Below are 24,324 nucleotides of genomic sequence, written 5' to 3'. Positions count from 1 at the left end.
ATTTACTCCTCCAACTGAAAGTTCACCACATTATTATGGATCAATTTTTCCCCTGTAATTTGCTCCACCCGGATATTTTTCAGCCGGATATTTTTCACCGGAAGGGCGTCTTGAGCCAGAATCCGGGAAAGAAAGTTAACTTTATTAGCTTTAATATCGGTTAAATATACATCACTGATGGGTGTCAACCGTTTTTCGTATGTAGGTACCAAATCGCGCCACTGATATAACACATCCGTATCGATGCCCAAAATCCCTTGGCTCATTTTATCGGCTGTGACATTTCGCACATAAACATTTTTAACATACCCGCCTCTGCGCTCATTGGTTTTGATAAACACCAAGTGAAACATACGGGCATTCTCTTCCACGGTACAGTTTTCAAGAAATACGTTTTCTACTCCTCCGGACAACTCACTTCCAATGGCTAATAACTGGTGACCGTTTTTGACGAGACAGTTGCGAACAACAATATTCCTTGAGGGTGTATTCAACCGCCACGCATCCTGATTTCGTCCTGATTTGATGGCTATGGCATCATCACCCTGATCAAAAACACAATCTTCAATTAAAACGTTTTCGCACATCTCGGGATCAACCCCGTCGTTATTATGCCCATGCGCATAAACCTTAACATTTCTGATCACCACATTGTGACACATATAGGGGTGAATAACCCAAAACGGGCTGTTTATAATAGTAACTCCTTCCATTCGTACATTTTTACACCTATTAAACTGAATAAACTGAGGGCGTAAATGGGAAGTATCATTGACCATGACACGCTCCTGCACGGCAACCCCTTTTGCTGCCATATGGTAAAGTTTCTTAAGGCTGTTCATGTGTGCAGGCGGACGGGCGAACCACCTTTTCCACACCCCCATTTCGGCTTTCAGTTGTCCGGCACCGGTAATGGCCACATTTTCGCATTTGTAGGCATAAATCAATGGGGAATAGTTGTAACATTCTATCCCCTCCCAAGTGGTGTGTACCGCAGGCAGATAATCCTGCGGATCCCCCGAAAAGGTCAGAATTGCCCCCTCGCTCAGGTGAAGGTTTACATTGCTTTTTAAATGTATTTTACCGCTAAACCATTCTCCAGCAGGGATAATAACTCTTCCGCCACCTGCATCAGAGGCAGCAGCAATCGCCTGTGATATGGCCTTGGTAGTGCTGATTTTCTCTTTTTCTACGGCCCCGAAATCGGTTATGGAAAAATCATCACATTCACTGAACTCCGGCACTTTTATGGGTGGCATGGCAAAAGGGGCTTCCACCCGTATTTCTTCATGCTTCAACTCTCTTCTTCCCTGCCCACAGGAAATAAATACTAATAAAGCCAGAAAAAAAAAGGATAGTAATGTAAATTTAATCCTTCTCAAAAGGGAAATCATAATTCATTTTTTTAAACTATTACAAAAACTTTCTTTACATTGACTATGGAAATCGAAAAAAATGACTTTTGCGTTAGGTGAATAATGCACAAATCTGAAGGTCTCTCATTGCTGTTGTTTTTTATTAGCCAATTGAAAAAATTAAATGAAAGGGCAGAACCCTAAAACTTTAAAACAACTGATCCTCTGATGGTAATTCTCCCTGTATTACATCCTCTGTTGATATTTCAAATTCTTCTTTAGTTCACAGTCCACAAGTCTTTGGCACCGCGGGTTCATTCATACCGCTCGGCTAATGTTTCCTTCGCACCCATATAGCTCTCACCAAAACTCTTCTCCGTTCTTATCTCAATTTTATCAATTACAACCCCAGGGTCTATCATCTTTATTTCAAGCCGATGTTTCCCTTTTTCTTGAATGAACAATTTTGATTCCTTGATCGTCACCGCCCGTAAAACGTTATTCTTCCATTCCCGGTTATGTTCATTCATTTCCTTTTCGAGAGCTGCATTTACCACCACAGGATCTCCACCATCCAAGCTAACTGCAAACCTTAACTGATAATCATCATTGATCGGCTGATTGGGCAGACAATAGAATCGTAGCGCTATCTCTCCCTCAGTAGAAAGGTAAAAGTCATAAGCCAGTGAAGCTGCTTCATTCAAATTGCCCAAATTAAACGGCAAAGCTGTAACCGGAAAGGTACCCATAGCATCACCGGAGCGCCCAAGCCCCTGTATTATTTTCCACTCTCCTTTTGCCGAAGAAACTTGATCGGAAAAATGTTCAGCCTCAATAGCTATTATACCATTATCCTCAATAAACACATGTTCATCTCTTTCCAGCCAATCAGGTTTCACCGCTTTAACAATTACCGGATAGATATTATTATTTACCTTAAACTTAATGGTCGCTCTGAGGGTATTCTTTGCATTAACCTTATTCCAATTCACCGAGACCCAGACTCTTTCTTCAGTAGTGGTTCGGCCGGATTTTTTAGATAGTTGAATCCATGGTTGATCTGTCTCAGCACTCCACGTCAACGGCTCAACACCTGCGTTAAAAACATCCACAAAATAACGACGATTGGTATAGCCATTGAACACAGGCAAAGAAACACCATTCACTGATGAATCCACTGGATTCAAATATCCTTCAGGAATAATACCTCCCGCCATAGAGGCCACAGGCGCAGATGATCCTGTGGCAGGCATGTCGAATACCGGCAATTTTCTCGGATTAAAGGTCATCATATATTTCCATTTCCCTTTGGAAATTGAATCATTATAAAATATGGTGGCTTTCTTTATTTTTTCAAAAGCTTCTTTAGCACGCTTGGCGTATTCATTGGCACTAAGGCGTCCCTGAGCCGCATAAATCCGGCTTTTAAACGCATACAGGTGTTTTTTATTCATATTGGAAGCACCAATCACTTTGTACCCCACCAACTGGTAAAAGGCATCTTTCAATCGTTCCGGCATTTGAGCATATAATGATTCCACCTTTTGCTCCAACCTGTCATAGGCCTCAATTCGCTGTTGAACCTCATCGCCGTTAAAGAACAGTGAAAGTTCGGGATCCTGAACTGGCGTATTCGGATAAACCCCGTTCCATCCCATATGTTCCGGTTTACGGGAAAATCCTAACCGGAAATATTGCCGCAGCACCTCACCAATTTCATCGGCATATTCGCGTCCAAACTGAGATTCAGCAAAACGCGTATAATAGCAATCTAGTGTTTCGGGATCAAATTGATCGGGATCCCAGGCCATTTCCAGGAAAAAGCTCATGCCTATTTCGTTTGGCTTTATATCTCCAACATTAACAATCCAAACATTTTTTGAATTGGTTTGATACGCTTTGTTCATCTCTTCCCATATTAGCGATACAGGGATGGATTCCAACCACAGATAATCATGCGGACGCCCCCAATAGGAAATATGGTAATAAACACCTGCCCCTCCTGGTCGCATGCGCTCCTCATGATTCGACAATTGACGAATGTATCCATGATTATCATCTGCCCACATAATGGTCACATCCTCCGGAATATCTGCACCTTCTTTGTAAAGCCTAAGCACCTCTTTATAGGGACAAAAAATCTGAGGAATGGTGGTGATCTCTCTTCCTGTGATAGCCGAAAGTAATTGGCGTTGGGTATCCATTACCCGCCCAAGAATTTCCACCTTTTCCTCTATATTCCTGCCTCCCGGCATGCTGCCATCATGAATGCCCCGCATACCCACTGTATAAATGGCATCATATGGCGCTGCCGTTTCTACTCTTTGTTTCCAATACTCGGTGATTTGTTCAGGATTTTCATCAAAATTCCAGGGACCCCGATCGCCTGCCGATGGGTTCCATCTATGCCACTCATCAACATTGTTTCTTAGCATGGGTTCGCAATGAGAAGACCCCACCCATATTCCATATTTTCGGGCCATTTTAATATTTTCGGGATAAGTAAAAAAAGCGCGGGTACAAGGATGCATGGCGGGCCAGATGGCATTGGCTTTGAGTCGAAGCAGCAATTCAAAAATCTTTTCATAGGTTTTAGGGCCAATGTCACCGGTTTCGGGTTCAAAGGTTTTGGCTGCCCAGGGTTGAAGGCCCCAATCTTCATCATTCAGAAATATCCCTCTAAATTTAACTTTCGGTGCATCTTTTTGATATAGGTCTCCAGGCAGTACAATCTCTTCCCGTTTCTCGGGTACGACATCTGCCCACCAATACCAGGGCGAAACCCCGATTCTCTTACTCAATTCCATCAAACCATAGGAAGTTCCCCGGGCATCACTCCCAACAACCCATAATGTACTCTTTTCAGGTCCATTGGAAACCATTTTAAGCACGTATCCTTCCCATTGCAATTGAAGTTCTTCAATATTTATCCCAACAATTTTACATTCTTTATCGAAATCGGAATTTACTCCCAAGGTCCCTATTCTAATTTGATAATCCGAACCTGAAACAGTTTTTATTCCTGGCCTATACCCTGAAATTTTAAAAACATCATCTGCAAATATTTGTGCGGCAGTATGAACCAATGTATCTTCCAGGCTATCCACCACTAAATCGCAATTTTCGGACTGAGAAGCCACAACAAAGACATCATTTTTTCGATTGGAAAAACAACAGATCAAAATCGCATTTAAAGCCAAAATCGTAATAGATTGGAATAATAATCTTTTTTGCATACCTATTTTTTTTAGCTTAAACCTTTCCACCTTTCAAGCTAATTTAAATTTATAAATATCCATTATCATGTCGTTATAACAGTTGTCCAAGTCACTGGAATCGGGCCATAACAAAAAACAATACTTTTTTAGTCTTTGAACCAGGTTTAATTTCTCAGTTGAAAAAACCTATTTCAACCTAAAGACCAAAATTATCATAAGCACTTAATTACCACAATACACTTTCTGGCAATTATTTTTAATTTTTTGGCAATAAATCTTTAAGCCAACTTTTGCCACTAAGAAATCACCGGACATGGTTTTGAGATGAGCCGTTTTCCCGGCACTGTCCGGTTCCACAATGGACCGGTACTCTCCCCCCTCTGATGCTGAAATTGAAGTTTTTAAAAATTATCCGATTCCTGAATTTGTTACGGGCATTGGGTGTGGTTAGGATTTCGTTCATATCAAATTATCCAATGAAATACGTCAATTAAAAAACCTTCTTGCCATGCTAGTTTCATCCTTTCGATTGGACAATAAAAATGTAATTCCACTAAACTTAAACAATGGTTTTTAATAGTAAAACCATGAAAAATTTAGGCTCAAAAATCAGCAACCTCACATATTTTACCAACAACAAACGACTTCTTAGACTAAATGTAATTTTGCCCCCATAAATTCGACAATTTTTCCCCTGTTTTATTGGATGAAAAATATCGGAACTGATATATTTTTAGGGAAAAAACAAAAATGAAAAAACACTTTTATTTATCCGCTATCTTATTGACTGTTTCTTTTTTTTGTATAGCACAACAAAACACAATTCCTAAGGATACCACCTTTACGGTATGGTCGGCCTGGGAAAAAATAAAAGATTATTTTCCTGTTGCAATTCCTGTAAAAGAAAAATTACCGGAAGGAGTTATTGAATACCGTAATTTGGAATATGCCACTCTTGAAAACACCCTTTATGGCACTCGAAAACTTCATTTAGACCTATTTAGACCAAAAGGAAATAAAAAACTTCCGGCTCTAATCATGATTCATGGCGGAGGATGGAGCTCAGGAAATAAAAACATGGAGGTCCCTTTGGCACAAAGAATTGCATCTTACGGTTATGTAACAATTACAGTGGAATACCAACTTCTTCCCGAAGCCAAATATCCCGCTGCGGTAAAAAATATTAAGGCTGCAATCCGATGGGTTCGTGCCAATGCCGCAAAGTATAATATAAATGCCCACAAAATAGCCATATCCGGAACCTCTGCCGGAGGTCATCTGGCAGCCTTAGTTGGCTTATCAAATGGAATAAAGAAATTCGAAGGAGAACTCGGAAATCAACAGTTTAGCAGCTCAGTTCAAGGCATTATTGTACTTGATGGAGTTATTAGTTTTCTGGCTCCATTGTCATTGAACAAAGAAAGAGACTCCAGTTCTGTAGATGTTCTTTGGCTGGGAGGAACATACACTGAAAAACCTGAAATATGGAAGGAAGCTTCTCCTATTTTTTATGCCAATGAATCCTCTCCTCCTATGTTGTTTATCAACAGCGGAATTCCCCGGTTTAGTGCTGGTCAGAATGAATTGATTGGATTACTGTCCCAATGGAATATCTATTACGAAGTGCATTCTTTTTCGGCTAAAGTTCATCCTTTTTGGCTGTTTCATCCCTGGTTCGAACCTACTGTTCAATACATAACAGATTTCCTTAATACCATATTTTAAATTTTGACAAATAAAAAACTACCTAAATTATTGTTTTTTATGGTTTAAATCTATATAAAAGGCCCAGAAATTAGTATTTAGAGTCAACAGATAAATTACAAACTTATCGTTCCTTAGAATATTTAATTCGGAATAAAAATACAAAATAAATTATAGAAAACCATTTGCCCTAATTGTCAGTCGGCTTGAGATTTATTTATCTGATTAACGGCATATATTTAACAGAAAAACGAAAAATTCTTTGACAATATATAAAATTTACTTATAGTTTTTTTGTCCTATTATTTAGGTTCACCACAAAAATGCGTACCTGGAATAAATAAAAATAAGGTGTATTTTTAAAAGAAAAAAATGTCAACAAGTTTGTTATATCATGCATTTGGACTGAACAACCAAGAATATTTGAAAACAGAATATAAAGGAGGAACAGTAATATTTCATATCCAAACCAAGGAGGATAAATTGAAGTGTAGTAATTGCCATAGCTATAATGTGATAAAAAAGGGCTTTACTATGAGATTGTTCAGGACGGTTCCTATAGGGCTAAAGCCTGTTTATTTAAAGGCAAAGGTTCAGCGTCTCGAATGCAAAGATTGTGGGGTAATCCGTCAGGAAAGGCTTGCTTATGCTGAAGAAAAAAATATTCCCGTGGAAATGAAACGAGCATTGCAAGAATGTTTTCCACAATAAAAACATCTATAAACTTAAGCCATGCGAGTTCCATCCAGCCAATAACTTAGATAAATTTTATACGGATGAAACGAGCAAGACCAAGAAAGCTTGTCGCAATAAGAACATGTATAAACTTTTGGTCATGCGAGTTCCATCAGACCAATAACTTAGAAAAAATTTATACTGATGAAACGAGCATGGCGGCTTTTGCCACAAAAGAACATGTATAAATTTCATTAAGCCATGCGAGTTCCATTAGACCAATGAATTAGATAAATTATATACTAATGAAATAAAGGCAATGACTTTCATAACTTTATGGTGCCGTAGTGCAGAGGCTGCCGGAGTAACACCCCTTAGGAAATTTTTTGCAATGTTAAAATCTTATAGAACCGGAATATTAAATTGGTTTAAACACCCCATCTCCACAGGCCCTTTGGAAGGCATGAATAATAAAATAAAGGTGCTTAATAGAAAAGTATATGGTTATAGAGATATGGAATTTTTTAATCTAAAGATTTTATATCTTCATAGAGCCAGGTACGCATTTTTGTGATGAACCATTTTCTGAAAACGTCCTGCAACATTGCAGCGGCTCGGAAAATTAAATTCAAGTTAGCTTTAGTTCATATTCAATACATTTGGGCAACTCTTCCCGATAATGAGTCACATAAATAATTGAAAGACTACTAATTTGAGCAATAGCATCGATAAGATTTCGAAAGCCTTGTTGCTGACCTTCATCAAAGCCCTGACAAGGTTCATCCAGTATTAGCAATTTGGGATTTTTAACCAGTGCACGCGTTAATAAACAAAGTCGCTGACGGGTAGTCGATAAGTCTGTAAATAACATATCACTATCTTCTTCCAATCCCATCACTTTCATCCACCGTCCGGCCTTTTCCTGCTGGTCATAAGCTACCTTCTGATATAAACCTATTGTATCAAAAAAACCTGATTCAATCACTTGACGACAGGTGAAATTCCCCGGAAAATATTGAAACAATTCGGGCGACATATACCCAATCTCACGCTTTATTTCCCAAATACTTTCACCACTACCACGCCGACGGTCAAACAACACTATATCGTTGGCATAGGCTTGCGGATGATCGCCATAGATGAGACTAAGCAGCGTCGATTTTCCCGAACCGTTGGGGCCCGACAAGGCCCATCGCTCGCCGGGACGAATGGTCCAGTCGATACCATTAAGTACTTCTACCGCCCCATAACGTACCTTCACTTTGTTCATATGCACCAGTACGCGAAAATTCTTTTTCTGTTCCCCATTAAGTAATGTCCTCAATTCCTTCTCATCCGGAAGGGAAATGGGGTTATGATTGACGGGCACCATTTCCGGTTTAAACTGGTCGGCGGAATATTCCAGCATCTCATGAGAATTTTTCATAACCAATACATGAGTCACCACCTTGGGAATATGACGAGGCGAGGTGACCATAACAAGCGTAATTCCGCTTTGGGCCATTTTTTTAAACAACTCATCAAATTTACGGCGGCTTACCCTATCGAGACCTATAAGGGGATTATCGAGCAGTAGCAATCGCGGATTCTTCAGTAGCGCTGCCGCCAGGCACAACCGTTTGGTTTCACCGTTCGAAAGCATGATCAGTCGCTTTCGCAGTAGTGGCTCCAGGTCAAACTCTCCGATTACACGTTCCAGATTCCAGGGACTCTGTACCATGGCCTTCTGAAACTGCTCAGTAAGATATTCTTCCACGGTAGGTGCCTCTTCGGCATAGGTGGCATTGAAACGTTGCTGATAGAAAAAATCGCGGGTGTGACTAAGATTGGTAAAATCATGCCTTACATCCAAATATCCTATCAGGTGCCGAGGCGAGAACAAAGGATCGGAAATCTGATGTTCCGCCCGATATCGTTGATAATAATGATGCTCTATCTTTCCGTCAGCCACAAAAAAATCACCGGCAATGGTTTTGAGCAAGGCCGTTTTACCGGCACCGGCTGGTCCAACAAGAGCCCAGTGCTCTCCATGCCGGATGCTGAAATTGAGGTTTTCAAAAAGTATCCAACTCCTGAATTTGATACAGGAATTATGTATGGTGAGGATTTCGTTCATATCAGATTATACATTAATGTAAGAAATACGCCAATGGTCAAACCACTAAAACACCACCTATCCAATCAGATAAAGTTTATTTTAAAATCTTAATGCGAAACACACACACCATTGCTCACCATTATAATATGGGTAGAGAATCGATGCAGATTGCTTATTTCTATTTGGAAAGAGTTTTTTACTAATATATGGATTTACCCAATACGCAATTTTAGTGCTTAGGATTCCGATACCTGCCCCCGTCGTAACGTCCGTTAACCAATGTCTGTCGTTATACATTCTAAAAAAACCCGTTCCTGTCGCAATGACATAACCTGTAATTCCATACCAAGCAGAAACATCTTTATATTCTTGCCATAGAAATTCTGCTCCCATAAATGCCGTGGAAGTATGACCTGATGGGAACGAGTTATTAGAACTACCATCCGGTCTGGTTATATTAGTTGTTAATTTCAGGCTGGAGACAGTTGCTGTCATAATGAGAAATGATGTCGCTAAAATTGTTGTCCTTTTTCTAAAGTTATTTTTCCCTTTTATTCCCAATGAATTCAGCGCATAAACAGTCAAAGTTGGTGCGTATTGAGAAAAATCATCAATGGTTAGTTTTTCATCAATATTTTCGTTTAATTCTTCTTTTATTTCTGCATTCAAATTCTTCAGTCCATCACTTTCAATTCCAACCGTTCCATATCCAATTAATACAGTTGGGATAATTAACAATGAGTATTTAAATTCCAACTTTTTATCCGATGAAATAGTATCAGAGGAAAATTCTTGTCCAAAAATTTTAAATGAAAATGGTAATGACACCAAAATCATTATCAAAACTTTTCTGCCTGTCATAAAATAAACTATTATAATTTTGCTTTAAATGTTATGACTGTAGCTTTGAGCACTTCAGACCGATTCTCTGCCATGCCGCTTCAATTTTTATCCGCACCTTGAGAGTTAACCCTACTTGCCCCATAGTTAATGCTCTTTGTTTGAATCCTGCATTAGCAACAATACATCAACTCCCGAAATTTCAGATAGCAGCTAAAAATACAAAACTTTTTCAAGTACCACGGAATTTGGATGAAATTTTATTAGAAGGTGCTAATTCTATCAAGCTCAAGAATGACGCCTTCATCCAAGGCTAATCGGGTTTACTTTGACAAACATTACAAAGTAACCTAGCAGTAAGCTATTTCACCACAATTATACAACACGTTTTATAAACTTTTTTATCTGCTTTTCCCTGTTCGACATATACCATGATTGCAAAGCAAACCTGAGAATAATTTGCCCGGTATATTGAGTTAAACCGGTTTTGTAACCGCGAATGATTGCGTCCTTCAACATACTCAGGCATAAGATTTAAAAAAGTTCAGGCAACAATCATTGGGCAGGTTCTGAAAACTTTTTTCATCCACTCCACACTATTTCTACACATTAGTTGAGCCCAATGAAACCACCGTTCCACTACTCTTATCGTCGTGGATATTGGGTATAGTTTCTAAATAGGTCAGGCAGTTTTTCGTGAAAACCATCTATTAATGCCTCTTTCTTTTTTCTGCTCCTCCCCTGTACTTGTTTTTCTCTGTAAAAGGCCTCATCTATTCGCTGAAATTCTTCAAAATAAACCAGCTTAAAGGGCAATCTTTTTTTTTGTAAAGTTGGCACCTTTCCCTGCCTGATGTTGCGCCAAACGCCTTACCAGATTTCTGGTACTGCCGATATAATAGCTGCCATCAACACATTTTAAAATGTACTTGTAGGGTTTCATTAGTATAAAATTTATATTTGACAAACACCAAATAATTATTAATTAACAACATCATGTGATTAAAATTAACGACACCATGTAATAGGTTAATACACACACATTGTAGTAGGTTAGTATATATATACTAATTGCTGATTAAATTGAAAAATGCGATACAGTCGAAAGATGCCCAAACTCCCATCGGGGATGTATGAAACTTTTAAAACAATTCACTATCTTCAGGAATCGCAATATAACAACCACAAAGTACACAAGAAATGTCACCCGACAACCGAAAACATCGGGGACCAGGTCCCCGGGATCATCTTCTTTTTACAGAGGAACAAATAGAAATTATGTCCAAGGCAGCCAAGGATTATTGCTGGCTACTGGACAAGCACTATGCAGCCAAAGCAGCCTTGAAACTGGTGGGCGACCATTATAAACTGAGAGAACGACAACGCACGGCTTTGGATAAAGCCTGCCAACCCCGGGAACTGGTTGAGCGCGTTGCTGCCGGAGAGTTGACCTCGCCTGATATGCTAAAAAACCAACCTGTCATTATTGACGGATTCAATCTGCTAATTATTATGGAAGCAATTCTAAGTGGTGCTCCGGTATTCAAAGGAAGAGACGGACTAATACGCGACATTTCAGGACTTCACGGCTCCTACCGAAAAATTAGTGAAACCCCTGTTGCCATTGCATTAATTGCTCAATTTTTCAGGCAATACAATGCTCACTCCGTGTTATGGGTATTCGACAAGCCTGTGAGTAATTCCGGGCGTCTGGCCAAATTGGTGGAAGAGGTGGGATGTCAAAATAACATACAATGGCAAACAAGGCTGGCTGACCAAACCGATAATAAAGTTGCCGAAGCCAACAAAATTGTCATATCCTCCGACTCTCAGATACTGGCTCGGTGCAATCAATGGTTCAATCTCATCTCTTTCTTCCTCGAGAATCGTGTTATCAAAGTCCCTTGGCTAATCGATATTTGGAATCATGACAGAGCCGAACGTTAGCATTCTTTATAAAAGAAAAATCTCTGACATCCCCAATTTTCCCACACCCTTTCACTATCTTTCAATTAGAATATCTACATTTTCTCTATTCAGAACCCCATGCACCAAAGTCTCGGCCTATTTTTCTCTCAACGCATCGTACAATATTTCTACCGGATGATATGCCCTCTCCCCTGTTCCATCTTTAATCTGATGCCGACAGCTGGTTCCGGGGGCAGCCACCAAGGTCTCGGCCTCTTTTTTCCTAATGGTGGGAAATAACACCAATTCACCTATTTTCATGGATACTTCATAGTGCTCTTTTTCATAGCCGAAAGAACCGGCCATTCCGCAACATCCTGAGGGAATAACTTCCACTTTATAATTTTCCGGCAAACTAAGCATCTTAACAGTAGGCTCTACTGATGCCAGCGATTTCTGATGACAATGGCCATGCAGCAATATCTTTCGATGTTCTTTAACAAAGAGTTCGGACGAAACATTTCCTTTTTTTACTTCTCGCAATAAAAATTCCTCAAAAAGAAGAGCGTTTCGGGCTATATTGCGAGCCAATGGCTTCATCTCATCCGGCACCAAATCGATATATTCATCACGAAAGGTCAGCAATGCTGATGGTTCCAGACCTACCAACGGAACCTCTTCCGATACCCATTGACTAAGTTGGTTTATATTTTCGATGGCTATGTTACGAGCTTTTTTCAACAAGCCTTTTGATAAACAGGCACGTCCACTTTCCACATGAGGCGGAATAATCACTTCATACCCAAGCTTGTTGAGCAATAAAACAGCCTTCCGCCCTATCTCCGCATCATTGTAGTTGGTAAACTCATCATTAAAGAACAATACTTTCCCTTTTGATGAAGAAGGCCTCGCCAGCATCCTTTTTTCCTTCCGGTACCATCGACTAAGGGTGGTACTGTTTAGCAACGGCAACGAACGCTTAGACGCAAAGCCTGCCAAATGCTTCAATACTTTCGTTGTAAAAGAATTGGTCACTACAAAATTATAAAGCGCCGGGGCTAACGATGCCAAAGCATTCAAACGCGAAATATTGGCAATTAACCGGGTACGAAAAGGAACACCATTGGCTTCATAATAATGTTGCAGAAACTCTGCTTTTAGCTTGGTAACATCCACCCCTGAAGGACACTCCGACTTACAGGCCTTACAGGAAAGACATAGGTCCATAACCCGGTATATCTCATAATGATTGAAGCGGTTTTTCACATATGGCTTCCTGAGATACTCCCGCAAAATATTGGCCCGTGCCCTGGTGGTGTGCATTTCGTCACGCGTAGCCATGTAGCTGGGACACATTGTTCCACCCGACAAATGTGTCTTGCGGCAGTCGCCCGAACCATTGCAAAATTCGGCAGCACGGATATAACCTCTTTCGCGAGAAAAGTCAAAGATGGTCTCTATCTCAGGGGTCTCCGTTGAGGCATTGTAACGAAGCGAGGTATCCATAGGCGGGGTTTCCACTATTTTCCCGGGATTGAAAATATGATTAGGGTCCCATGTTCTTTTAAGTTCTTTGAAGAATGAATAGATTTCATCCCCTACCATATATCGGATAAATTCTCCTCTGAGCCTTCCGTCACCATGCTCGCCGCTCAGTGAGCCCCGGTATTTTTTCACCAGTTTGGCAGTATCTTCCGCTATTTTTCTGAAAAGCTTATGTCCCTCCCCGGTTTTCAAATTGATTAACGGGCGCAGGTGCAGTTCGCCTGTGCCGGCATGACCATAAAAAACACAAGTGGTATTTAGCGACTGTAGCATTTTCTTTATATCGGTCACATAATTCGGCAAATCCTCCGCCGCCACCGATGTATCCTCAATAACAGCAACGGGTTTGGCATCACCGGGGGTAGTAAAAAGAACGCCCAGTGCAGCTTTGCGTAACGACCACACCCGTTTAATATCGGTGCCTGTCACAAGTGGATAATGATAACCCAAACCTGCCTTTTTTAACTCATCGGTCAATAAATGAGCGGCCGCTTCAATTTCTTCTTTTGTGGGTTTGGTAAATTCAACCACCAATAAAGCCTTCGGGTCTCCGTCAATGAAAAAACGATTTTTGTTTTGTTCAGGATTGTTTTTTGTACAGTTGAGGATAAAATCATCCATCAGCTCACTGGCTGTAGGACGATGACGCAGTGCTGCCAAATTGGCTTTTAAAGCCTCCTCTACCGAATGAAAGTGAATACAAAGTACCCCTTTCTCTTTAGGTGGCAATGAGTGACATTTAAGCTTAATTTCGGTAATGAACATCAAGGTTCCTTCCGAACCGGCAATCAATTGGGCAAGATTTATATTGGGGCCGCCAGACTTGAACGGAGCCGAACGCGCAAGAACATCTAAAGCATAACCTGTATTTCGACGATGAACAGAAGATTTTGGGAAGGATTGTTCAATTTTTTTTTGATTCACCGGATTACTTAACATCCCATTAATTTGCCGATAGATGGCGGCTTCCAACGAATCATCGGAAGAAAGGGATTTTTCGGCAAACTCATCAACGGTCAGTTCTTTAAAAACAACTTTAGACCCATCACTCAAGAAACCTGTCACCTCAAGAATATTATCACGAGTACTGCCATAAACCAAAGAATTAGCTCCACAAGAATTGTTCCCTACCATTCCACCAATCATGGCACGATTAGAAGTAGAAGTCTCCGGACCAAAGAAAAGTCCATATTCTGCCAGGTAAAGATTTAACTCATCCCGCACCACGCCGGGTTGTACCCTTACCCACGATTCAGCGGTATTTACCTCAAGAATTCGGGTAAAGGTACGGGAAACATCCACCACAATGCCGTTCCCAACAACTTGGCCAGCCAGTGAGGTTCCCGCCGTTCGAGGAATCAATGCCACTTTGTTTTCTCGGGCAAAGAGGATTAATTGCCGGATGTCCTCTTCGTCTTGCGGGAACACAACAGCCAGAGGCATCTCCCGATATACCGAGGCATCGGTGGCATATAAGGCACGAATCAACTCATCGGTGAATACCTTGCCTTTAATACGAAGGGAAAGAATATCTGCTAATGGTTTCATTAATTCCCCATCTTAAAAGGAAGGGCAACCCATTCAGAGCTGCCCTTTACATGAATTTCATATGAGTGCTTAATTGCACGCTTCGAGTTCAAATTTAATTATTTTTTTCCGCATCTAAAGCTTCAATAATTTTTTTCTCCAATTCATCGGCCAGTTCCGGATTATCACGTATCACCTCTTTCACCGCTTCACGTCCTTGGCCTAACTTGGTTTCTCCGTAACTAAACCATGAACCGCTCTTCTTAATGATACCATGTTCAACACCCAAATCAATGATTTCTCCTACTTTGGATATCCCCTCACCATACATGATATCAAATTCGGCTTTACGGAATGGCGGCGCCACTTTGTTTTTAACCACCTTGACGCGAGTATGGCTACCAATCACTTCCTCACCGTTTTTTATTTGACTAACCCTTCGAATATCGAGGCGCACAGATGCATAAAACTTAAGAGCGTTACCACCGGTGGTGGTTTCAGGGTTACCAAACATCACACCAATTTTTTCCCGCAACTGATTGATAAAAATACAACAGGTATTGGTCTTACTGATATTGGAAGTCAGTTTTCGTAAGGCCTGAGACATAAGCCGCGCCTGCAAGCCCATCTTATTATCGCCCATCTCACCTTCAATTTCAGCCTTCGGGGTTAACGCTGCCACAGAGTCAACCACCACCAAGTCGATGGCCGAAGAACGAATCAATTGGTCAGCAATTTCCAGGGCTTGCTCCCCGTTATCAGGCTGAGAAATGAGTAAGTTTTCCACATCCACCCCGAGCTTTTCGGCGTAAAAGCGGTCAAAAGCATGTTCCGCATCAATGATGGCGGCTATACCACCCAACTTCTGCACTTCGGCCATGGCATGAATGGCCAGTGTTGTCTTTCCTGATGACTCAGGTCCGTATATTTCAATAACCCGCCCACGGGGATATCCGCCTACTCCTAAGGCTCTATCAAGAGCAATAGAACCCGACGAAAAAGAGGGTACATTCTCAGCTACCGACTCCCCCATCCGCATAATGGCACCCTTACCATAGGTTTTATCTATTTTGTCTATGGTCAGCTGAAGGGCTTTTAATTTCTCCGCACTAATTTTTTTTGCTTCTTGTTCTTTTTTTTGATCTTTCTTTTCTTGTTGTTTTTCGGCCATAATGAATTTATAAAAATATGTTATTTCCTGAGAACTATGTTTTTATATATACATAAACCCTAAAAACGAATGAAAATTTACTTATTTTATTGAAATATTGGCTCTTAAAAGTAGTCATTAGTGGTTAGTCGTTAGTCATTTGTACATTAACACCAATGACTATTTACTAATGACTGTTGACTAATGACTATTCACTAATGACTATTGCCTTCTTCTGCCTTCTGCCTGTGCACTTCTGCCTTTGTCGTTTATACATGTCCTTTTGTGGCAAAAGCCGCCATGCTCGTTTCATCCATTTAAAGGTTATCCATAAAAATATAAAATTTGCTTTTACGAAGATAAAACAATCTCGTCAAACGAGCTCTTAAAACAAACAATATTTTGAGGCCGATCCGATAATTCCCTGACCGAAAATTAAAAACTCATCCAATGATTATTCAATCTCCATCATTAATTACAGCTTCAATTCCTGAAAGATCTGCTCAGAATGCTCTTTCGTTTTAACTTTATCAAAAATTTTTATAATCACTCCATTTTCATCAATAATAAAAGTTGTACGGACAACCCCCATATAAGTCCTTCCATACATTTTTTTCTCAGCCCATACACCGTATTTCTGAAGAATTTCTTTTTCAGTATCTGCAATAAGGTCAAATTTTAGTCCATATTTTTCCCGAAACTTCCGGTGAGATGCCTCACTATCAGGACTTACACCTATAATCTTAAAACCCTTTTCGGCAAACTGTTCCAGATTGTCATTCAAATTACAGGCTTCAGCAGTACAACCCGAGGTATTATCTTTGGGATAAAAATATAATACCACTTTTTGACCTTTAAAGTCGTCAAGGGAAATCTCTTTCCCGTCTTGATTTTTTCCGCTAAATGCGGGGGCCTTTTGCCCTACTTCCAATTTATTCATAATTGCATCTTTTTAGGTTCTCTTAGAAAACAGAAATAGGATTATTTGGTTTAAAATATAATATAAATAGTTGTTGTTAAATCACATCTTAAAACTCTATCCCAACAATAAAACACATTAATAATTTATGGACCTCAAATTTCTTATCTAATTATCAAATTTCAGTTAAAATAAAACAATATAATCTAGGCAAAATAGAATAAAACAACTTTTACAAGAACTTTTGCATTATGTCAGGTAGTTTTTTTTCGTCCTGAATGATTAAATTTGATGCGCCTAACAACAAACAAACATACCAATTATTGAGATGAAGCAACCAAAAAAATATTGCATACATATGAAATCAATTGTTGTGACCTTGTTTATTATTTTCCTTATCAATTTTCCAATTATTGGTCAGGAAAAACCAATTTCACCTGACCCTGACCTTGCATTGGCTCTTTTTGAACAAGGAAATTATCGGGAAGCTCTACCTCTTTACCAAATACTTTTTGAACGCTATGAGCGTGATGCAAAAATCAACTATTATCTGGGTGTTTGTTTGGTAGAACAACAACAAAATTTTGATGAGGCTATTAACCATTTAAAGTATGCCTTAACCAAACGAGTCAACAAAGATGCAAATTATTATTTGGGACGAGCATATCAACATACATATCAATATGATATGGCGATAAAATCTTATGAAAATTTTTTAAGATATGCTGCCAACAACGATCCGAGACGAGAACTTACCAAAAGAGCCATCCAAGACTGTGAATCAGGCAAACAATTAATTAACAAATATTTCACCATTAAAGTTCTTCGAAAAGATACCGTTGATGAAGCTCAATTTATTGAAGCCTATCAATTTCCTCAAGAATGTGGAACCCTCGCCCGTAATGAATCATTCTTCAAAACGGGTGTGCCCCCTAAAGAAATTTTGTATCGTACCGAAAAAGGCAATGAGGTTTATTTTGTGCTGGAAGAATCAGGAGATTCCATACATGACATTTATAAAATGGAAAAACTCCTGGACCAATGGAGTAGCAGTAAAAATTTAGGTATACCGGTCAATTCTGATTTTGATGACAAGTATCCTTTTCTGATGGTTGACGGTACTACATTCTTTTTTTCATCTGATCGCCCCGGCGGAATGGGAGGTCTTGATATCTATCGCTCTATATATGATCCGGAAAGCAACACATTTTCTGAACCCGAAAATGTAGGTCCTCCGTTCAATTCTCCGGCCGATGATTATCTTTTTGCGGCAGATCCGTTTGGGAAACAAGCCTGGTTTACCACCAACCGGGGTGTTGAACCCGGCAAAGCCGTTGTCGTAAAAATTGTGTGGGACCATCAGGTAATAAAAAATCTTGCTGAAAGTGCCGGTCAAATTCGGGAATTGGCAAGTCTCCCTCTGGCATCCGGAAATTTGTGGACAAAAAAACAAACCCAACAGCCTATTCGCCTTGATGAAAAGGTTTCTTCGGTAAAAGAGTTCGTTTTTCATATCAATGATACCATTGTTTACACCAATTATCAACAATTTCGCAGTGACGTTGCCAGGGCAGAATTTAAACGGGGGCAACAAGCAGAACTGGAAAAAGACAGTTTAACACAGCTTCTTCGCATCAAAAGAAAACAATATGCAGAAAGCTATAACCAGGAGGAATTGACTCGACTAATGGATGAAATTCTTAATCTGGAACAAAAAGTATATGGACAAGATGACCGTGCTAAACGCCATCTTATTAGGGCTCGGCAATTAGAGATTGAAAAAATTTCTCAGCTAATTAAGGATGGAAAATATATTCCGCCAATAAAGAAGGATAACGACCACTCAACCAGCTCGAGAATTAAGTTTCAACCTAAGGAAATGACTTTTTATTCGGACGAGGAATTCATTCAAAGGAAGAAAAAAATGACCCCGGTCTATAATAAACTGTTCTCGCCAGCACAAATTAAAATTTTACAAAATACCGATAGCATTTATACCTGGGCCAATATTTTGAAGCTTGAAGCTGCCAAGCTTATGGAAAAGTCAGTGAATAACCAAGAAGATGAGCCCAAATCCAATTCATTTTTTGAGAAAATTAAGAAAACGGATACCCAGGATAATGACCAATCTTCTATCGACACTGAGCAATTAATAAAAAAGGCCAAAGAGTTACAAAAAACATCTCTGGATCTCTACCACGAAGCTCTTGATAAAAAATATAGCATTTATCGACCTAAACTGGAATTATTGTCCCAAAATCCTGATTATCCTCAGTTTCAAACAACTTTCAGAAAAGCCCATAGTTATTTCGAAGATGCCAATAATCAATTGACTCAAATGGCCATCTGGAATCCCGAAAAATACGAATATCTTGCTGCCATGAAAAGGGAAGCAGTTGAAATGATCGAAGATGAATTTTTAGACTATACCTCTAAACACGGTTTTCACCTTCCAGATAAAACTAATACAGCCGTGAATAACGGCCCTAAATCAACACATATTCAACCTAACTACCAAACTATTCAAAACAGTCGTAGCGTTGTTACCGACAATTCTAAAGATATTAAAACAAACAATGCCGAGGAGATTATTAAGTCAGCCTTTTCCAAAGCCAGCACTACAGATGAAAAAAATAACCCCGCAACCGAAAATAGTGAAAAAAATGAAAGACCTATTTTTAAAATCCAAATAGGTGTTTTCAGAAATAATCCGGATCCGAATTTATTGGCCGAGCTACCTGATGTCTCTTCTGAACCAATTGCCGGGAAAAACCTCACAAAATATTTTGCAGGTAATTATTCGACCTACGAAGAGGCTTTTAAGCAAATAAATACCATACAACAAAAGGGATTCACAGGTGCTTTCATAGTAGCATTTTTCAACGGCAAACAAATTCCTGTCAGTGAAGCACAACAAAAGATAAAATCAAATTAATGATATAATAAATAAATCTGATTGACTAAAAAACATTTAATCATAAAAACATGGATGTGAATAAGATTGTCAAAATATAACGAAGGTCCATTTTCGGGAAAAGTAAAATTTGCCTGGGCAAAATATCCATAGCTCTTGTACCAATGGAATTATTTTCATAATTTACAGCAAATTTTACGATTTATGGCATCTTATGATAAAAAAGACAAAAAGCGTCGTCAAGATAGCGAAAACGGGCATGACCATGTTCTTATTCTTCACAACGACGATGTAAATACCTTTGACAATGTTATCGACGCTTTAGTAACCTTTTGTGACCACGACAATATACAGGCTGAACAATGTGCTACCCTTGCTCATTATCTTGGTTCTTGTGAAATAAAACGAGGAACATTACCTGACCTGTTGGAAATTCATAAAATGCTAACAGCGCAATCACTTAAAGTAAGTATTCATCAGTTAATTGGGCCTTAATCCCCTAAATTCAACACAAAATTCATGATAAAAAAATTATTGAAACGAGCATGGCGGCTTTCGTCACAAAAGTACATGTATAAAAACTTAGAGGCAGAAGTGCACAGGCAGAAGGCAGAAGAAGTCAATAGTCATTAGTGTTTAGTCAATAGTCAACAGTCATTAGTGACTAGTGTTGATAAACTTATTACTAATGACTAATCACTAACCACTAATGACTATTTTTAAGGAACAATATATCAACGAAGTAAGTAAAATTTATACGAATGAAGAGGATATCGATTTTATTTGGCCACAGATAATATATTGTTTTATAAAACCGTTGAAAAATAAACATTGTTAAGGAACAAATAATATTAAGTATGGGAATTATCATATTGCTAATCCTTACCGGTCTATTGTTGCTTATTCTCGAGTTTTTTGTGGTTCCAGGCATCACAATAGCAGGCTTAGGCGGCTTTGGCATGATAGTAATGGCCATAATTATGGCTTATGATATTAACGCCTCAACCGGGAATATTACCTTAGGAGTAACGCTTTTGGCCACTATCACAATATTATTTTTTGTTTTAAGGACTAAAACATGGAAAAAATTCATGCTCCAATCCTCCATCGACAGTCGAGTCGATGTGGTCGAACAAAGTACAATAAAACCTGGCGATAGAGGAATTACCACCACCCGACTAAATCCGATTGGGAAAGCACGAATAAACGACCAAGAGATAGAAGCCCGGTGTCCGGGGCAATTCCTTGATCCCAAAACCGAAATTGAAGTTATTGAAGTACATCAAACATACATCATTGTTAAACCTGTAAATTAACTATTATGGAAATTTTCGGGACATTTGGCCTAATAGCGGTCCTTATTGTTTTATTTTTTATTATTCTCTACTATGTGCCGGTAATACTCTGGTTTTCAGCTCTTGTTTCCGGCGTAAGAATATCACTTTTACAATTAGCGCTTATGCGCATCCGTAAAGTGCCGCCTACTATTATCGTTAGAGCTATGATAGAAGCACATAAGGCGGGACTGCAAAACATCAAACGTGATGAATTAGAGGCCCATTACCTGGCCGGTGGAAATGTCAATAATGTTGTACATGCTCTCGTTTCGGCCTCAAAAGCCAACATTGATCTCTCCTTCCAGATGGGTACCGCCATCGATTTGGCAGGACGGGATGTTTTCGAAGCAGTACAAATGTCAGTCAACCCTAAAGTTATCGACACACCACCGGTGGCTGCCGTTGCTAAAGATGGCATACAGTTGATTACTAAGGCTCGTGTAACGGTTCGTGCCAACATCAAACAATTGGTTGGAGGTGCCGGCGAAGAAACAGTTTTAGCCCGTGTTGGTGAGGGTATCGTTTCATCCATCGGTTCTTCCAGCTCTCATAAAGCTGTATTGGAAAATCCCGATTCTATATCCAAAGTAGTATTGAGTAAAGGGCTGGATGCCGGTACTGCCTTCGAAATTCTTTCCATCGACATCGCCGATATTGATATAGGCAAAAACATAGGTGCCGAACTTCAAATGGACCAGGCTGAAGCAGATAAAAATATTGCCCAGGCTAAAGCAGAAGAACGTCGGGCCATGGCTGTAGCCCTCGAACAAGAAATGAAGGCCAAAGCGCAAGAAGCACGGGCCCACGTTATTGAAGCTGAAGCTGAAGTTCCCAAAGCAATTGCCGAAGCCTTCCGTTCAGGAAACCTCGGTGTAATGGATTATATGCGCTATAAAAACATAGATGCCGATACACAAATGAGGGATGCCATAGCAAAACCTCAACAAAGCAGACCATCTAAATCCAGTGACGATAAAAACAAGAATGACAAATCGTAAACATTAAGTTCCACTTAACTTAAAGACCGACATGATTATTCATGGTCGGTCTTTTTTCAAAAAATCAAAGCACTCATGAAAACATTACATTTTATCAAATTTACATGTTTCTTTGTATTTTTATCTCTACTTTACAGCTGTCAGCCCACGAAATCCAATTTAGAACTGCCTGCCCTATTTTCCGAAAATATGGTAATTCAACAAAACACGGATGCTATAATTTGGGGTAAAGCAACACCTGGAACCATTATTAATATTTCTGCTGATTGGGGAAGTAGCACCACTGCCAAAGCCATGGAAGACAGCACCTGGCAAGCAACACTTAAAACTATTGAAGCTGGTGGTCCTTACTCACTTACAATAGAGGCACCCGATACGACCATAAGCATCCGAAATGTTTTATTGGGTGAGGTATGGCTCGCATCCGGTCAATCTAATATGGAAATGCCGGTAGCAGGTTGGCCGCCCAGAGACACCATCCTTCATTCAGCCCAGGTTATAGCCAATTCGGAAAATCCGCAGATCAGAATGTTAACGGTGGAAAGAACAACTTCCATAACTCCTCTTACTGATGTGACAGGCTCATGGGAAATCTCTAATCCCCAAAACACAGGACATTTCAGTGCTACTGCTTATTTCTTTGCAGTCAAATTAAACAAGGAGCTGGGAGTCCCCATAGGGATTATTCACAGTAGCTGGGGTGGAACCCCAATTGAAGCCTGGATAAGTAATGAAAAATTATCAACCCATGAAGATTTTCAAACCATCGCTAATAAGCTAAAGCAAATTATCCCTCAGGAAAAAGCCTACCACCAATGGCTTCATTCCATGAACTGGATTTCGGTCGAAAAAACAGATATAAACCAGGAACCTTACAAAAATCTGGATATTTTTGACCATTATTGCAGTAACCCCGAAACCAATACAGATAACTGGAATAGCATACAACTACCGGGAGAAATTGAAAATTCTGAAGCAGGAGATTTAGACGGTGTCTTTTGGTACAGAAAGACTTTTGAAATACCCGACAAATGGGAAGGAAAAAACTTGGTTATTTCTCTAGGCCCCATTGATGACATGGATGTAACCTATCTCAATGGGGAAAGAATAGGAGGCTATGAAACGGAAGGTAATTGGCTGGTCGAAAGAACCTATACTGTTCCTGCAGAAAAGATTAAAACAGGAAAAGCCGTTTTGGCAATTAAAGTAATAGATATTATGGGCGCCGGAGGCATTAACGGAAAACCAGAACTTTTAACCGTGTATCCGCAAAACAACCCTCATGATGCCATATCCCTTGCCGGAGAATGGAAATATAAGGTAGTGGCGCAGCTTTTTGAGAAAAAATTGTATCTGTTTGATCCTGCTACCGATACCTTCGAGAAACGACCAAAAAGACCAATAGTTCTTAATTCTCACACGCCTACCACGCTTTATAACGGAATGATTGCTCCCCTAACACCATATTCAATAAAAGGCACTATTTGGTACCAGGGTGAAGCCAATGTTGGAAGAGCAAAACAATATCTTGAGCTAATGGGATTACTAATAAATGACTGGCGTGATAAATTCGAGAACGAGAAAATGCCTTTCTACTATGTACAACTGGCTCCCTGGCACTATAATGATGTAAAAGGCACTTCTTCTGCTTCGTTAAGAGAGGCCCAGAGAAGAGCACTTAACATTCCGAATACGGGAATGGCTGTTACATTGGATATTGGCGACATTAACACCATTCACCCTGCCAATAAAGCCGATGTAGGCGAAAGGCTTGCCCTATGGGCTCTTGCCAACGATTACGGGAAAAACATGGATTATTCGGGTCCTCTTCCATCAAAGATTGAAAGGCAAAGCAACAAAATTGTAATATACTTCAAACATGCCACAGAAGGATTAATAATTCGAAAGGATGTAGTTAACCAATTCGAAATTGCTGGTAAAGATGGGAAGTTTGTACCTGCACAGGTTAAGGTATTGGAAGATAAAATTGAAGTATTCGCTCCAGGAATATCCTCACCTGCCGAAGTGCGCTATGCGTTCCATAATGGCGCTGAGGCATCGCTATTTAACGGTGCAGGATTACCCGCACCCTCATTCACCACAGAAGAGAATTTCGAAAAATAGTTATTTTTTTCA

19 protein-coding genes and 1 pseudogene are annotated in these 24,324 nt (G+C 39.8%); 10 read left to right on the top strand and 10 right to left on the bottom strand.

Features of this window, described 5'->3' with window-relative positions:
• Window positions 1-2: 2 nt before the first annotated feature.
• A complete protein-coding gene (locus BM130_RS12105; RefSeq protein WP_010526585.1) occupies window positions 3-1,394 on the bottom strand; it encodes a glycoside hydrolase family 28 protein in 1,392 nt (463 codons plus the stop codon).
• Between the two features lie 275 nt (window positions 1,395-1,669).
• Window positions 1,670-4,591 carry a glycosyl hydrolase 115 family protein gene (locus BM130_RS12100; protein ID WP_010526584.1) on the bottom strand — a complete coding sequence of 974 codons (2,922 nt, stop codon included), beginning with the start codon at window positions 4,589-4,591 and terminating at the stop codon, window positions 1,670-1,672.
• A gap of 732 nt (window positions 4,592-5,323) precedes the next feature.
• On the opposite strand from BM130_RS12100, the gene BM130_RS12095 reads away from it, so the two are divergent.
• From BM130_RS12095 to BM130_RS15840, 4 genes and pseudogenes are all read left to right on the top strand, one after another.
• Complete coding sequence (locus BM130_RS12095) at window positions 5,324-6,298, top strand: alpha/beta hydrolase (RefSeq protein WP_010526583.1); 975 nt, start codon at window positions 5,324-5,326, stop codon at window positions 6,296-6,298.
• 351 nt (window positions 6,299-6,649) lie between these two features.
• The gene (locus tag BM130_RS15765; RefSeq protein WP_010526582.1) at window positions 6,650-6,988 is read left to right on the top strand and encodes a transposase family protein; all 339 of its coding nucleotides are present in this window, start codon (window positions 6,650-6,652) and stop codon (window positions 6,986-6,988) included.
• 65 nt (window positions 6,989-7,053) lie between these two features.
• A complete protein-coding gene (locus tag BM130_RS15480; RefSeq protein WP_175560427.1) occupies window positions 7,054-7,200 on the top strand; it encodes a hypothetical protein in 147 nt (48 codons plus the stop codon).
• 59 nt (window positions 7,201-7,259) lie between these two features.
• A pseudogene (locus BM130_RS15840) lies at window positions 7,260-7,526 on the top strand (ISL3 family transposase); the annotation flags it as partial.
• A gap of 54 nt (window positions 7,527-7,580) precedes the next feature.
• On the opposite strand, the gene BM130_RS12080 reads toward BM130_RS15840, so the two are convergent.
• The 5 genes from BM130_RS12080 to BM130_RS15695 all read right to left on the bottom strand — a co-directional run bounded on the left by BM130_RS12080 (window position 7,581) and on the right by BM130_RS15695 (window position 10,833).
• Window positions 7,581-9,068, bottom strand: coding sequence for an ATP-binding cassette domain-containing protein (locus BM130_RS12080; RefSeq protein ID WP_010526580.1), 1,488 nt, complete (start codon window positions 9,066-9,068; stop codon window positions 7,581-7,583).
• An 81-nt stretch (window positions 9,069-9,149) separates the two neighbouring features.
• Window positions 9,150-9,911, bottom strand: a complete 762-nt coding sequence (locus BM130_RS12075; protein ID WP_074964389.1) for a phosphatase PAP2 family protein — start codon at window positions 9,909-9,911, stop codon at window positions 9,150-9,152.
• Window positions 9,912-10,265: 354 nt separating this feature from the next.
• A complete protein-coding gene (locus BM130_RS15475) occupies window positions 10,266-10,409 on the bottom strand; it encodes a hypothetical protein (protein WP_157998095.1) in 144 nt (47 codons plus the stop codon).
• Between the two features lie 126 nt (window positions 10,410-10,535).
• On the bottom strand, window positions 10,536-10,706 hold the full coding sequence (locus tag BM130_RS15700; protein ID WP_254771985.1) for a GIY-YIG nuclease family protein: 171 nt from the start codon (window positions 10,704-10,706) through the stop codon (window positions 10,536-10,538).
• Complete coding sequence (locus BM130_RS15695; protein WP_237706084.1) at window positions 10,696-10,833, bottom strand: GIY-YIG nuclease family protein; 138 nt, start codon at window positions 10,831-10,833, stop codon at window positions 10,696-10,698. The genes BM130_RS15700 and BM130_RS15695 overlap by 11 nt, the downstream gene beginning before the upstream one ends.
• Window positions 10,834-11,090: 257 nt before the next feature.
• Between BM130_RS15695 and BM130_RS12065 the strand changes: the two genes are divergently transcribed.
• A complete protein-coding gene (locus BM130_RS12065) occupies window positions 11,091-11,837 on the top strand; it encodes a DUF434 domain-containing protein (protein WP_010526578.1) in 747 nt (248 codons plus the stop codon).
• Window positions 11,838-11,954: 117 nt separating this feature from the next.
• Here the strand turns inward: BM130_RS12065 and BM130_RS12060 are convergent, their stop codons facing one another.
• The 3 genes from BM130_RS12060 to bcp form a co-directional block, all read right to left on the bottom strand.
• Entirely contained in the window at window positions 11,955-14,891 is a 2,937-nt protein-coding gene (locus BM130_RS12060; RefSeq protein ID WP_010526577.1) for an FAD-binding and (Fe-S)-binding domain-containing protein, read from the bottom strand.
• Between the two features lie 94 nt (window positions 14,892-14,985).
• A complete protein-coding gene (gene recA, locus BM130_RS12055; RefSeq protein ID WP_010526576.1) occupies window positions 14,986-16,041 on the bottom strand; it encodes a recombinase RecA in 1,056 nt (351 codons plus the stop codon).
• A 454-nt stretch (window positions 16,042-16,495) separates the two neighbouring features.
• Window positions 16,496-16,960, bottom strand: coding sequence for a thioredoxin-dependent thiol peroxidase (gene bcp / locus BM130_RS12050; protein WP_010526575.1), 465 nt, complete (start codon window positions 16,958-16,960; stop codon window positions 16,496-16,498).
• A gap of 337 nt (window positions 16,961-17,297) precedes the next feature.
• Between bcp and BM130_RS12045 the strand changes: the two genes are divergently transcribed.
• The 5 genes from BM130_RS12045 (at window position 17,298) to BM130_RS12025 (ending at window position 24,312) form a co-directional block, all read left to right on the top strand.
• Window positions 17,298-19,874: a tetratricopeptide repeat protein gene (locus BM130_RS12045; RefSeq protein WP_010526574.1), complete on the top strand. Its 2,577-nt coding sequence runs from the start codon at window positions 17,298-17,300 to the stop codon at window positions 19,872-19,874.
• A 183-nt stretch (window positions 19,875-20,057) separates the two neighbouring features.
• Window positions 20,058-20,348 carry an ATP-dependent Clp protease adaptor ClpS gene (locus BM130_RS12040; protein WP_010526573.1) on the top strand — a complete coding sequence of 97 codons (291 nt, stop codon included), beginning with the start codon at window positions 20,058-20,060 and terminating at the stop codon, window positions 20,346-20,348.
• 362 nt (window positions 20,349-20,710) lie between these two features.
• Window positions 20,711-21,169 carry an NfeD family protein gene (locus tag BM130_RS12035; protein ID WP_010526572.1) on the top strand — a complete coding sequence of 153 codons (459 nt, stop codon included), beginning with the start codon at window positions 20,711-20,713 and terminating at the stop codon, window positions 21,167-21,169.
• A 5-nt stretch (window positions 21,170-21,174) separates the two neighbouring features.
• Window positions 21,175-22,188 (top strand): flotillin-like protein FloA, encoded by a 1,014-nt coding sequence (gene floA / locus BM130_RS12030; protein ID WP_010526571.1) that lies wholly within the window; start codon window positions 21,175-21,177, stop codon window positions 22,186-22,188.
• A 189-nt stretch (window positions 22,189-22,377) separates the two neighbouring features.
• Window positions 22,378-24,312, top strand: coding sequence for a sialate O-acetylesterase (locus BM130_RS12025; protein ID WP_237706083.1), 1,935 nt, complete (start codon window positions 22,378-22,380; stop codon window positions 24,310-24,312).
• The last annotated feature ends 12 nt before the right edge of the window (window positions 24,313-24,324 follow it).

Origin of the sequence: Thermophagus xiamenensis (assembly GCF_900112795.1) — a bacterium.
Classification (GTDB): Bacteria; Bacteroidota; Bacteroidia; order Bacteroidales; family Marinilabiliaceae; genus Thermophagus; species Thermophagus xiamenensis.
Note: the sequence above shows the minus strand (reverse complement) of the source record. Positions and strands in the feature narration are given on the sequence as shown.

Bases quoted from the DNA above. Each gene is read 5' to 3' on its own strand.
- BM130_RS15765 (WP_010526582.1), top strand. From the start codon at position 6,650: ATGTCAACAAGTTTGTTATATCATGCATTTGGACTGAACAACCAAGAA.
- BM130_RS12095 (WP_010526583.1), top strand. From the start codon at position 5,324: ATGAAAAAACACTTTTATTTATCCGCTATCTTATTGACTGTTTCTTTT.
- BM130_RS15475 (WP_157998095.1), bottom strand. From the start codon at position 10,409: ATGTTGAAGGACGCAATCATTCGCGGTTACAAAACCGGTTTAACTCAA.
- BM130_RS12045 (WP_010526574.1), top strand. From the start codon at position 17,298: ATGAAATCAATTGTTGTGACCTTGTTTATTATTTTCCTTATCAATTTT.
- BM130_RS12025 (WP_237706083.1), top strand. From the start codon at position 22,378: ATGGTAATTCAACAAAACACGGATGCTATAATTTGGGGTAAAGCAACA.
- BM130_RS12075 (WP_074964389.1), bottom strand. From the start codon at position 9,911: ATGACAGGCAGAAAAGTTTTGATAATGATTTTGGTGTCATTACCATTT.
- BM130_RS15695 (WP_237706084.1), bottom strand. From the start codon at position 10,833: ATGAAACCCTACAAGTACATTTTAAAATGTGTTGATGGCAGCTATTAT.
- floA (WP_010526571.1), top strand. From the start codon at position 21,175: ATGGAAATTTTCGGGACATTTGGCCTAATAGCGGTCCTTATTGTTTTA.
- BM130_RS12105 (WP_010526585.1), bottom strand. From the start codon at position 1,394: ATGATTTCCCTTTTGAGAAGGATTAAATTTACATTACTATCCTTTTTT.
- BM130_RS12035 (WP_010526572.1), top strand. From the start codon at position 20,711: ATGGGAATTATCATATTGCTAATCCTTACCGGTCTATTGTTGCTTATT.
- BM130_RS12060 (WP_010526577.1), bottom strand. From the start codon at position 14,891: ATGAAACCATTAGCAGATATTCTTTCCCTTCGTATTAAAGGCAAGGTA.
- BM130_RS12065 (WP_010526578.1), top strand. From the start codon at position 11,091: ATGTCACCCGACAACCGAAAACATCGGGGACCAGGTCCCCGGGATCAT.
- BM130_RS12100 (WP_010526584.1), bottom strand. From the start codon at position 4,591: ATGCAAAAAAGATTATTATTCCAATCTATTACGATTTTGGCTTTAAAT.
- BM130_RS15480 (WP_175560427.1), top strand. From the start codon at position 7,054: ATGAAACGAGCAAGACCAAGAAAGCTTGTCGCAATAAGAACATGTATA.
- BM130_RS12040 (WP_010526573.1), top strand. From the start codon at position 20,058: ATGGCATCTTATGATAAAAAAGACAAAAAGCGTCGTCAAGATAGCGAA.
- BM130_RS12080 (WP_010526580.1), bottom strand. From the start codon at position 9,068: ATGAACGAAATCCTCACCATACATAATTCCTGTATCAAATTCAGGAGT.
- recA (WP_010526576.1), bottom strand. From the start codon at position 16,041: ATGGCCGAAAAACAACAAGAAAAGAAAGATCAAAAAAAAGAACAAGAA.
- bcp (WP_010526575.1), bottom strand. From the start codon at position 16,960: ATGAATAAATTGGAAGTAGGGCAAAAGGCCCCCGCATTTAGCGGAAAA.